Raw genomic sequence first — 10,559 nt, 5'->3', positions numbered from 1 at the left:
GCCCGGAGGTCTCCTGCATGTCTCAGCCAGCTACACCGTCAACAACGCTCGTGGTCACTACACCTAGTCCGCGAACTCCACCGCCTTCAGCGCGGCGCCGCGGGAGGCGGCCAGGCGCTCCGCCTGCTCCTCCACCCCCGACCGGGTGGCGGGGGACAGGCGGGCCCACGGCTCGACGGCGACGGTGAGCGCCTTCCCGGCCTTCCGCGGCCGCCAGGCGCCGGCGACCGCGCCGCCGGCGAGCACCGCGCCGGGCCGCCCGAGCACCGGCCACAAGGCCTTCCTGCGGTCGGCGTCGGGCACCAGCGTCTCGCGGTCGCGGGCCTGCAGGAACAGGTCGAACGGGCCGAGCAGGCGCACGCCGCCGGGCGCAGCGGCGCCCAGCCGACCGGCGTCGTCGGCGAGCAGCCACCGGCGCTCCCCGTCGACCTCCACCTCGACGGCGTCGTCCGGCCAGCGCTCCCGGACGTCCTTCACCGGGGCGTCGAGGTAGCCGGCCACGTGCTGCGGCGTGGCCGGCCCGAGCAGGCGCAGGTACGCGCGGACGACGTCGAGCCGCTCGGGGACGGTGCCGGCCGGCGCGAGCCCGGGCACCGGCTGCAGCACCGGCGGCGAGGTGCCCGGCCGCAGCTCCAGGCCCGCCCGCAGCGCCGCGAGGCGGAACGGCTGCTCGAACAGGTGCACCGCGTCGCACGGGCGGCAGAACCGGTTGTAGGGGCCCGGGTCGCCCTCACCGGCCAGCGCGTCGGACACCACCCGCGACACCTCTCCCTTGACCCGCGGCTCCGCGACGGCCTCCCGCATCGCCGCCGCGATGGTGTCCAGGGCGGTGAGCACGGGGATGCCGGCGGCCCGGAGCGGCCGCGCCGCGTCGTAGACGCGCTTGGCGGCGTCGGCCTCGGAGAACGGCGCGGTGGCGGCCGCGACGCCGGGCAGGTCCGCCCGGCGGTACAGGTGCGGGGCGCCGCGCAGCGTCCAGACGGTGGCCAGCTCCGCGGGGTCCGCGGTGGCACCGCGGATCTCCAGTGCCCACGCGCCGCCGTCGGGCCCGGTGTCCTGGACGCCGAGGTCGAGCACGGCCGTTTCCGCGGGCGTGCCGGCGTCGCTATCGAGCTGCTGGGCGGCGGCGCGGTACGCGAGGACGTCGGCGGCGGTCGCGGTCGGCACGCCGCGGACCCTAGGCCCGGCCGGGGACGGTCCGCCCGTCCCCGGCCGGGCCGGTTCCCCCGCCGGGGTCAGTCGCGCCGGCCGTGCGCGGCGACCGACAGCGGCTCCCAGCGCCGCCACTCGGCGAGCCGGGACTCGTAGTCGCGGGTGGCGATGGCCAGCGGGCCGTCGCCGAGGAAGACGCGCAGCGGGGGCTCGTCGGCGTCGACGAGCTGCAGGACGGCGTCGCGGGTGGCGACCGGGTCGCCGGGGTTCCCCGCACGCGCCCTCCGCTGCTCGGCGGCCTTCTCGCGGAAGGCGTCGTAGGCAGGGTCCGGCGTCGCGTGCCTCGCGGACGAGCCGCCCCAGTCGGTGCCGTAGGCGCCGGGCTCGATGATCGTCACCCGGATGCCGAAGTCGGCGACCTCGGCGGCCAGCGACTGGCTGAACGCCTCGAGCGCCCACTTGGAGGCGTTGTAGATCCCGATGTTCGGGAAGGCGCTGATCCCGCCGATCGAGGACACCTGCAGCACGTGGCCCGAGCCCTGCGCCCGCATGACCGGCAGCGCGGCCTGGGTGACCCACAGGGCGCCGAACACGTTGGTCTCGAACTGGGCGCGGGCCTCGGCCTCGGAGACCTCCTCGACCATGCCGAACTGGCCGTAGCCCGCGTTGTTGACGACGACGTCGAGGCGGCCGAACCGCTCCGCGGCCTGCCGGACCGCGGCGACGTCGGCCTCGCGGTCGGTGACGTCGAGCCGCAGCGGCAGGACGGCGTCGCCGAAGCGCTGCACCAGGTCGTCGAGGGTGGCGGTGTCGCGGGCGGTGGCGGCCACGGTGTCGCCGCGCTCGAGGGCGGCGATCGCCCACTCGCGGCCGAACCCGCGGGACGCGCCGGTGATGAACCAGGTCTTGGGCATGCCGGCGGCAGCGCGGCCGCCGGGCGGGATGTTCCCGGGAGGGAGAGCTCAGCGGCGGGAGCGCCGGACGCTCTTCACCCCGTACATGGCCATGTCCGCGCGGTTCATGACGCTGTCGGGGTCGTCGCCGGGGCCGCCGGTCGCCGTCCCGGTGCTCACGCCGATCCGCACGACCTCGCCGGCGACGTCGAGCGGCTCGCGCACGGCCGCCTCGATCCGCCGGGCCCGCTCGGCCGCGCCCACGGCGTCCAGGCCGCGGGAGACGACGACGAACTCGTCGCCGCCGAGCCGGGCGACGACGTCGTCCGGGCCGGTGAGCTCCCGCAGCCGCCCGGCGACGGCGACGAGCAGCCGGTCGCCGGCGGCGTGGCCGAAGCGGTCGTTGACGGCCTTGAAGCCGTCCAGGTCGCAGAACACCAGGCTGCACCCGTCGCCGGTCTCGACGTGCAGCCGCGCGGCGAGGACGGCGAACAGGGCGCTGCGGTTGGCCAGGCCGGTGAGCGGGTCGGTGACCGCCTGCCGCCGCACCTGGGCCTCGCGCTCGCGGTGGGTGGTGACGTCGATGCCGACGAAGGCGATCGCGTAGGGCGTCCCGTCGTCGCGGGTCAGCACGCTGGTCTGCAGCTCGATGCGCCGCCGGTCGCCGTCGCCGGTGAGCCAGTCGACCTCGCCGGGGATGGCCGGGCGGCCGGAGACCACCATCGCCATCGCGGCCCGGGCGAGCTCCACCTCCTCGGGCAGGGTGACCACCTCCCAGAACGGGCGGCCGACGAGCTCCTCGCGGGGGCGCCCGGCGAAGCGCTGCAGCGCCGGGTTGGCCAGCAGGACCCGGCCGCCGTCGTCACAGACGAGGACCAGGGCGGCGGTGGCCTCCAGCGTGGCGCGGGCCAGGCCGTCGAGGGCGGTGGGGGTCACGGAGACCGTCGCCGTCCGCGGGGGGCAGCCCGACGGGGACGGCCGTCGGGATGCGTGCACGGTCGGTCTCCTCGGGAGGGGGTCTGTCCCCCTCTGCATCGGCTCGGGGGACCGGTTCCTCGAGCGCGCATCCCCCGTCGGGGGTGCCCGCGCCCTACGGTGGCGGCGTGCTCGACGGCCCGGTGGGCTTCCGCCCGCTGACCCGCGCCGACCTGCCGCTGCTGGGTCGCTGGCTGGAGGAGCCGCTGATGGCCCGCTGGTGGGTTCACGAGACGACACCGGAGGCGCTGGAGGCCGACTTCGGGCCGTGCATCGACGGCACCGACCCCACCGAGGTGCTGCTCGCGCTGGCCGACGGCCGGCCGTTCGGGCTGGTGCAGCGGTACCGGATCGCCGACTTCCCGGAGTACGTCGACGAGCTCACGCCGGTGGTGGCGGTGCCTCCGCGCGCGCTGTCGATCGACTACCTCATCGGCGAGCCCGGCGTCCGCGGCGGGGGTGCGGGCGCGGCGATGCTGCGGGCGTTCGTGGGGGAGAGCTGGGCGGCGTACCCGGAGGCCGACGCCGTCCTGGTGCCGGTGGCCGCGGGCAACGTCGCGTCGTGGCGGGCCCTCGAGCGGGCCGGGTTCACCCGCGTCGCGGAGGGCCCGCTGACGCCGGACAACCCGGTCGACCCGCCCGACCACGTCGTCTACCTGCTGCGCCGGCCGCCTGGGCTGCGGGGTGCCTGAGCTGAGGGGTGCCTGGGCTGCGGGGTGCCTGAGCTGAGGGGTGCCTGAGCCGGCTGGTGCGGGCGTCGGGGTCCTCAGACGGGCTGGCGCTCCGCGGGCCGGGGTGCGGGGACGGCGGGGGCCACCGGGGACAGGGCCTCCGGCGGGCCCGGGCGGCCGAAGAACCAGCCCTGCCCGAGGTCGACGCCGAGGTCGCGCAGCCGCGCGGCCTCCTCCGCCGTCTCGATGCCCTCGGCGACCACCTTCACGCCGCACCCGTGGCCGAAGTTGACCAGCGACTCGACGAGCTTGGACAGCACCGGGTCGGCGTGCAGGCCGCTGACGATGCTGCGGTCCATCTTGATGACGTCGGGGTTCGTGACCACGATGTGCCGCAGCGAGGAGAAGCCGGCGCCGACGTCGTCGATGGCCAGCCGCATCCCCGCCGCGCGGAACGGCATCAGCGCGGTGGTCAGCGCGTCGTAGTCCTCGACCGGGTCGTGCTCGGAGAGCTCGAGCAGGATGCGGTCCAGCGGCAGGTCGGCCAGCAGCGCCGCGAACCCCGGCGTCAGCAGGGTCTGCGGGGACACGTTCATCGCCACGTAGCCGCCCACCCGGTCCAGGTGCGCGGCCGCGCCGCGGAGCGCGAGCAGTTCGACCTCGTGCCCGCGGCCGACGCTGTGCGCCTCCTCGAAGACGACGTCGGGGCCCTTCCCCCACTCGCGCGGGAAGCGGCTGAGCGCCTCGGCGCCCACCCGGACGCCGGTGTCCAGGTCGACGATCGGCTGCAGGACGACGCTCGGGCCGCCGGCGGCGACCAGCGGGTCGAGCCGGGCGTCGATGTCGTCGCGGCGCTGCTGCTCGCGGATCTCCGGCTCGATGATCACCGAGGCGGCGGACGCGAGGACCTTCATGAGCGCCTCGTCGCGGCCGGTCAGCTCCTTGTCGGAGGTGAAGCCGAAGGCGCAGAAGGTGCCGTAGAGCGAGCCGTCGGACAGCGTCACCGGCGTCGAGACGTAGCTGCGGATGCGCGGGAGGCGCGCCGACGGCAGCGACATCGCCAGCGGGTAGCGCTTCACGTCGTCGATGACGGCGGGCAGCTTCCCGTCGAGGATCGCCTGGCAGAACGAGGTGTCCTGGGCGACCTTCGCCTTCTCCTGCACGAGCACCGGCACCCGGGTGTCGACCACCTCGAGGTGCTGCGTGGTGCCGTCGAGCCGGCTGAGGAACGCCACGCTCATGTGCAGCGACTTCCTCGCCGTGTGCAGCAGGTCGGCGATCTGCTGCTCGGCGTCCGTGCGCTGTCGGGCCATCGGTGCTCCTCGTCCGTGAGGGGTGACGTCCCCCCATCGGCACCGGTTGCGCCCAACTGGAGCGCACGCCCCGGGACCCGCCCGGACCTCACCCGGACCGATGAGTCGCGGCCCCGGCCGCCGTCTGTCCCTCCGACAGCCCCGCTCCCCAGGAGGACCCGATGCGCGCGCTCACCGTCACCACGTTCCTGACCCTCGACGGCGTCGCCCAGGCGCCGGGCGGTCCGGAGGAGGACACCTCCGGCGGCTTCCCGTACGGCGGGTGGCTGGTGCCCTTCTTCGACGAGCGCCTCGGTGCGCAGATGGACGCCTGGTTCGCGCCCGCCGAGGACTTCCTGCTCGGCCGCGGGACGTACGAGATCTTCGCCCAGCACTGGCCGCACGTGGACCCCACCGGCGACGCGGTCGCCACGGCGCTGCAGACCAAGACCAAGCACGTGGCGTCGCGGACGCTGACCTCGCTGGAGTGGTCCACCGCCCGGCTGCTCGACGGCGACGTGCCCGCCGCCGTCCGGGCGCTCAAGGCCGCCGACGGCGGGGAGCTGCAGGTGCACGGCTCGATCGGGCTCGTGCAGACCCTGCTGGCCGAGGACCTCGTCGACGAGCTGCGCACCGTCGTGTTCCCCGTGGTCCTCGGGCGGGGCAAGCGGCTGTTCGAGGGTGGCGCGGCACCGCGGACGTGGCGGACGGTCTCGTCGGAGGTCACGACCACCGGGGCGGTCATGTCCGCGCACCGGCGGGACGGCGAGGTGGCCACGGGCGCCTTCGGGCTCGAGTACGAGGACGCCACGTCGGTTTGATCCTCGTACCGACGGGTGTACGGTCCTGACGCGTCGGTTGGACGGTCCAACCGAAGCCTCAGGAGGAACCGTGGACCTCGCCGCCACCACCGCCCTCGTCACCGGCGCCGACCCGCGGTCCGGCCGGACCGGCGCCGACGTGACCGCAGGCCTCGGCGCGCCGACGTCCGCCCCGGCCGGCGCCGCGGCGGCGCTGGTGGTGGACCCGAGCTGGCGGTCCTTCTCGCAACTGCAGGGCGGGCTCGTCACCGGGCACCTGCTGGCCGCGGCGGCCGACGCCACCGGCGCCGCGCCGCGGACCGTCTCCGCCCACCTTCTGGCCGGCGTCGAGCCGGGCGTGCCGGCGGTCGTGGGGGCGGGGCTCGACCGGGCCGGCACGACCGGGAGCGTGCGCGCCACGCTGCACCAGGCGGGCCGGCTCGCCGCCGTCGCCCAGGTGCTCACGGTCGCCCGGCCGCCGGTCCCGGGGCCGTCCGTGCCGGTCCCGCCGGTGGCCGAGGGGGTGCCGTTCGCGCTGCCGCGGGACCTGGTGCCGATCGCCGACCACACGGCGATCCGCGCGCTGGGGACGTCGCGCCCGCTCGCCGGCGGGGACGAGCCGCGCCTGACCGCGTGGGTCCGCATCGACGGCGACCTCCCGCCGCTGGTGCAGCTCGGCGTCCTGCTCGACGCGCTGCCTCCGTCGCTGTTCGCCGTCCGCACGGCCCCCGCGGCGATGCCGACCGTGGAGCTCACCGCGCACCTGGCCGGCCCGCCGCCGGCGACGGGCGCGTGGGTGCTGGTCGACCAGGTGACCACGTGGGCCGACAACGCCGTCGCCGTCGACGAGGCCGAACTGCGCACGGAGGACGGCGCGCTGGTGGCCCGCGCCCGCCAGACCCGGCGGCTGCTCTCGCGCTGACCGGGCACGCGGTGAGCGGGCTCGCGCCGAGCGGGGCTCAGCCCCCGAGCAGGCCGGCCTCGTGGGCGAGGATCGCCGCCTGCGTCCGGTTGGCCAGGTCGAGCTTGGTGAGGAGCCGCGAGACGTAGGTCTTCACGGTGGCCTCGCTGACGAACAGCCGGCCCGCGAGCTCGGCGTTGGAGCCGCCGCTGCCGAGCAGGACGAGCACCTCGCGCTCGCGGTCGGAGAGGGCGGCCACCCGCTGCAGCGCCTCCGCCCGCCGCGGGGTGGCCCGGCTGCCGACGTAGGAGGCGATGAGCCCGGCGGTGACGGCGGGGGAGAGGGTCGCCGTCCCGTCGGCCACCGCCCGGACGGCGGCCGCGATCTGCCGCGGCGGGGTGTCCTTGAGCAGGAACCCCGCCGCCCCGGCGGCCAGCGCCGCGTAGACGTACTCGTCGACGTGGAAGGTGGTCAGGACGGCGACCTGCGGCGGGTCGGGCAGGGCGAGGATCGCGCGGGTGGCGGCCAGCCCGTCCATGCCGGGCATGCGGACGTCGGTGAGCACGACGTCGGGCCGCAGCTCGCGCGCCGCGGCCACCCCCGCGGCGCCGTCGCCGGCCTCCCCGACGACGTCGATGTCCCCGGCGGCCTCGAGGACCGTGCGCAGGCCGAAGCGCACCAGCTCCTCGTCGTCGACCAGCAGCACCCGGATGCGGCGCCCGTCCCCGGTCACGCGGGCAGCTCCGCCTCGACGCAGAAGCCGCCGTCGAGGCGCGGCTCGGCGCGGAGCCGCCCGCCGAGGGTGCGCACCCGCTCGCCGAGCCCGATCAGGCCGAAGCCGCCTCCGGGCACCGGCTCCGCCGCGCGGGCGGGCGGGCCGTTGACCACCCGCACGTGCAGCCCGTCCGGACGGCGCTCGACGGTGAGCTGCACCGGCGCGTCGGGGGCGTGCCGCCCGGCGTTGGTGAGCGCCTCCTGCACGATGCGGTACGCCGCCCGGCCGACGACGGGGTCGACCGGAGCGGTCCCCTCCGCGGGGCCGGTCCAGCCCACCTCCATGCCGGCCTCCCGCGCGGAGGCCACCAGGCGCGGCAGCTCGGGCAGGCCCGGCTGCGGTCCGAGCGGCGCGGCCTCGTCGACCTCCCCGGCGCGCAGCACCCCGACCATCTGCCGCAGCTCCTCCAGTGCCTGCCGCCCCGCCGTCTGCACCTGCCCGGCCAGCTGCTCCACCCGGTCCGGGTCGGCGGCGGCCACCTCGATCGCGCCGGCCTGCAGCACCATCAGGCTCACCCGGTGCCCGACGGCGTCGTGCATCTCGCGGGCGATGCGGGTGCGCTCGGCCAGCACCGCGGCCGACGCCAGCCGCTCCCGCTCGGCCTCGGCGCGCGCGGCCCGCTCGCGCAGCGCGGCGAGCAGCTGGGCGCGGGTGCGCTGCCAGATGCCGAGCGCCGCGGGCAGCACGAGGGCGATGGCCACCCCGCCGAGGGCGCCCACCGCCTCGTCCGGCGTCCCGATCGCCCAGGGCTGCACGAGCGCGACCGTCCCGAGGACGCCGGCGGCCGCGCGCACCGGCCAGCGGCCCTCGTAGCGGCCGACCGCGTAGGCGGTGAGCAGCATGCCGACCACCAGCGCCGGGACCAGCACCCCGAGGACCGCGCTGACGACGAAGGGCACCACGGGCGCCGACCGGCGGAACAGGAACAGGGTGGCGACCAGCAGCAGGCCGCCGACGAGCAGGACGGCGTCCGCGGTCAGCCGCGCCTCCGGGGTGACGACGCCGACCGTCACCGTGCCCGCGCCCAGCAGCGCGACGAACGCCTCGAAGCCGATGCTGCGCGCGCGCAGGCCCGGCCACACGCGCTGCCGGGACCCCATGGGCGGAGCGTAGGTCGGCCGGTGGCGTCCGCGGGTCGTCCGTCCGGCGCGGTGCCGTGTCCACTTCCGGACGACACGGCGACGCCGTCCGTCGACCCGGATCGGCTGCCTCCGGCCGACGCGGGGACCCGCCCCCGGGCGGCAGGTTCTCCGGTGACCGCAGCGAGAGCCCGGAGGCAGTGATGATCGAGGTCAGCGGACTGACCAAGCAGTACGGCGCCCGGACCGTCGTCGACGACGTGTCCTTCACCCTCGAGCCCGGCACGGTGACCGGCTTCCTCGGGCCCAACGGCGCGGGCAAGACGACGACGATGCGGATGATGACCGGCCTCGTGCCGGCGACCGCGGGCAGCGCCTCCTTCGACGGACGGGCCTACGCCGGCCTGCCGAACCCGGGCGCCGTCGTCGGCACCCTGCTCGACGCCTCCGCCGTCCACCCCGGGCGCACCGGCCGGACGCACCTGCGGCTGCTCGCCTCGGTCGTCGGCGTGCCGGTGGCGCGGGTGGAGGAGGTGCTCGGGATGGTCGGGCTCACCGCGGCGGCCGGCCGGCGCATCGGCGGCTACTCGCTCGGCATGCGGCAGCGGCTGGGCATCGCCGGGGCGCTGCTGGCCGACCCGCCGGTGCTGGTCTTCGACGAGCCGGCCAACGGCCTGGACCCCGAGGGCATCCGCTGGATGCGCGACCTGCTGCGCGGCCACGCGGCGCGCGGCGGCACGGTGCTGCTGTCCTCGCACCTGCTCGGCGAGGTGGAGTCGACCGTCGACCGGCTGCTCGTCATCGGCGCCGGGCGGGTGGTGGCCGACGGCCCGGTCGGCGACCTGCTCGGCGGCGACGGCGCCGCGGTGCGCGCCACCGATCCCGAGGCGCTGGCCCGGGCGCTCGAGACGGCCGGGTTCCACGTGCAACACGGGTCCGACGGCGCCCTCGTGGTGCCGGGCGCCGAGCCGGGCCAGGTCGGCGCGGTCGCCGCGGCGGCCGGCCTCGTGCTCACCGACCTGCGCCCCGTCCGCCGTGGCATCGAGGACCTGTTCTTCCAGCTCACCGCCGCGGCCTGAGCCCTCCTCCCGCCCGTCCCGACTCCTCCCGCGCTGATCCCGACCCCTTCCGCGCCCGACCCGACCCCCTCCCTGGAGACCGTCATGGCCACCGTCCTGCCCGCCGACCTCCCCGCCCGGGGCGCCCCTCCCGCCGCGTCCCCTCCCGCCGCGTCCCCTTCCGGCGTCCGTCCGCCCGTCCGCTCCGGTGCGCCGTCGGCCGCCACGCTGGTCGGCGTCGAGGTCCGCAAGTCGCTGTCCACCCGCTCGGGCCGGTCGCTGGCCGCGGCGGCCGCCCTCCTCGCGCCGGCCGCGACCGCGCTGATCGCGTCCGCCAGCACCGAGGACCTGGGGTCGGTGACCGGACCGATCGGCGTGATGGGGATGCTCACCGGCCTGGTGCTGGTCGCCCTCGGCGTGCTGTCCACGGCGGGGGAGTGGAGCCACCGGACCGTGCAGACCACCTACCTGCTCGTCCCGCGCCGGGGGCGGGTGCTGGCGGCCAAGGCGGCCGTCGGGCTGCTCGGCGCGGTGCTGGCGGCGGTGTCCGCGGCGCTCGTCGCCGGCGCGCTGGCGCTGCTCGCCGGCGACGTGTCCTGGGACGGCGCCGGGCGCGCGCTCGGTGTGGTCGTCGCCGCGGGCGCGGTGTTCGCGCTGATGGGCGCCGGTTCCGGCGCGGCGCTGGCCAACACCCCGGCCGCGCTGACGTCCTTCTACCTGGTCGTCCTCGGCGTGCTGCCGCTGGTGCGCACCTTCAAGCCGGAGGTCGGCTCGAGGCTCGACCCGGCCGAGGCCGTGCTCACCCTCGCGCAGGGCGGGACCCCGACGCAGTCCCTGCTGGTCCTCGCCGGCTGGCTGGGAGTCAGCCTGGCCGCCGGGGCGGTCGTCACCCGCCGCCGCGCGGTGGCCTGACCGACGACGTCCCGTCCAGGGTGGCCGGAGCCGCTGCTCCGGCCACCCTGG

At 76.9% G+C, this 10,559-nt stretch carries 11 protein-coding genes; 5 read left to right on the top strand and 6 right to left on the bottom strand.

Features of this window, described 5'->3' with window-relative positions; genetic code table 11:
* Positions 1-63: 63 nt before the first annotated feature.
* The 3 genes from WA616_RS23900 to WA616_RS23890 form a co-directional block, all read right to left on the bottom strand.
* Positions 64-1,167: a winged helix DNA-binding domain-containing protein gene (locus tag WA616_RS23900; protein WP_336033798.1), complete on the bottom strand. Its 1,104-nt coding sequence runs from the start codon at positions 1,165-1,167 to the stop codon at positions 64-66.
* A 68-nt stretch (positions 1,168-1,235) separates the two neighbouring features.
* Positions 1,236-2,066 (bottom strand): SDR family oxidoreductase, encoded by an 831-nt coding sequence (locus tag WA616_RS23895; protein WP_073422185.1) that lies wholly within the window; start codon positions 2,064-2,066, stop codon positions 1,236-1,238.
* Positions 2,067-2,114: 48 nt separating this feature from the next.
* Positions 2,115-2,981 carry a sensor domain-containing diguanylate cyclase gene (locus tag WA616_RS23890; protein WP_336033796.1) on the bottom strand — a complete coding sequence of 289 codons (867 nt, stop codon included), beginning with the start codon at positions 2,979-2,981 and terminating at the stop codon, positions 2,115-2,117.
* Positions 2,982-3,148: 167 nt separating this feature from the next.
* On the opposite strand from WA616_RS23890, the gene WA616_RS23885 reads away from it, so the two are divergent.
* The gene (locus WA616_RS23885; protein WP_336033795.1) at positions 3,149-3,712 is read left to right on the top strand and encodes a GNAT family N-acetyltransferase; all 564 of its coding nucleotides are present in this window, start codon (positions 3,149-3,151) and stop codon (positions 3,710-3,712) included.
* Between the two features lie 74 nt (positions 3,713-3,786).
* Here WA616_RS23885 and WA616_RS23880 read toward each other — a convergent pair whose 3' ends face one another.
* Positions 3,787-5,004 carry an EAL domain-containing protein gene (locus tag WA616_RS23880; RefSeq protein ID WP_336033793.1) on the bottom strand — a complete coding sequence of 406 codons (1,218 nt, stop codon included), beginning with the start codon at positions 5,002-5,004 and terminating at the stop codon, positions 3,787-3,789.
* A gap of 161 nt (positions 5,005-5,165) precedes the next feature.
* Here WA616_RS23880 and WA616_RS23875 point away from each other — a divergent pair, with 161 nt between their 5' ends.
* On the top strand, positions 5,166-5,804 hold the full coding sequence (locus WA616_RS23875; protein ID WP_336033791.1) for a dihydrofolate reductase family protein: 639 nt from the start codon (positions 5,166-5,168) through the stop codon (positions 5,802-5,804).
* A gap of 70 nt (positions 5,805-5,874) precedes the next feature.
* The gene (locus WA616_RS23870; protein WP_336033789.1) at positions 5,875-6,705 is read left to right on the top strand and encodes a thioesterase family protein; all 831 of its coding nucleotides are present in this window, start codon (positions 5,875-5,877) and stop codon (positions 6,703-6,705) included.
* A 37-nt stretch (positions 6,706-6,742) separates the two neighbouring features.
* Here the strand turns inward: WA616_RS23870 and WA616_RS23865 are convergent, their stop codons facing one another.
* Together WA616_RS23865 and WA616_RS23860 are read right to left on the bottom strand one after the other, a co-directional pair.
* Entirely contained in the window at positions 6,743-7,417 is a 675-nt protein-coding gene (locus tag WA616_RS23865; RefSeq protein ID WP_336033787.1) for a response regulator transcription factor, read from the bottom strand.
* The gene (locus WA616_RS23860; RefSeq protein ID WP_336033785.1) at positions 7,414-8,559 is read right to left on the bottom strand and encodes a sensor histidine kinase; all 1,146 of its coding nucleotides are present in this window, start codon (positions 8,557-8,559) and stop codon (positions 7,414-7,416) included. Before WA616_RS23860 ends, WA616_RS23865 begins: the two co-directional genes overlap by 4 nt.
* 182 nt (positions 8,560-8,741) lie before the next feature.
* On the opposite strand from WA616_RS23860, the gene WA616_RS23855 reads away from it, so the two are divergent.
* On the top strand, positions 8,742-9,617 hold the full coding sequence (locus WA616_RS23855; protein WP_336033783.1) for an ABC transporter ATP-binding protein: 876 nt from the start codon (positions 8,742-8,744) through the stop codon (positions 9,615-9,617).
* Between the two features lie 84 nt (positions 9,618-9,701).
* Positions 9,702-10,508: a hypothetical protein gene (locus WA616_RS23850; RefSeq protein ID WP_336033782.1), complete on the top strand. Its 807-nt coding sequence runs from the start codon at positions 9,702-9,704 to the stop codon at positions 10,506-10,508.
* Positions 10,509-10,559: the final 51 nt, after the last annotated feature.

Source organism: Geodermatophilus sp. FMUSA9-8 (assembly GCF_037034165.1).
GTDB classification, from domain to species: Bacteria; Actinomycetota; Actinomycetes; order Mycobacteriales; family Geodermatophilaceae; genus Geodermatophilus; species Geodermatophilus nigrescens.
Note: the sequence above shows the minus strand (reverse complement) of the source record. Positions and strands in the feature narration are given on the sequence as shown.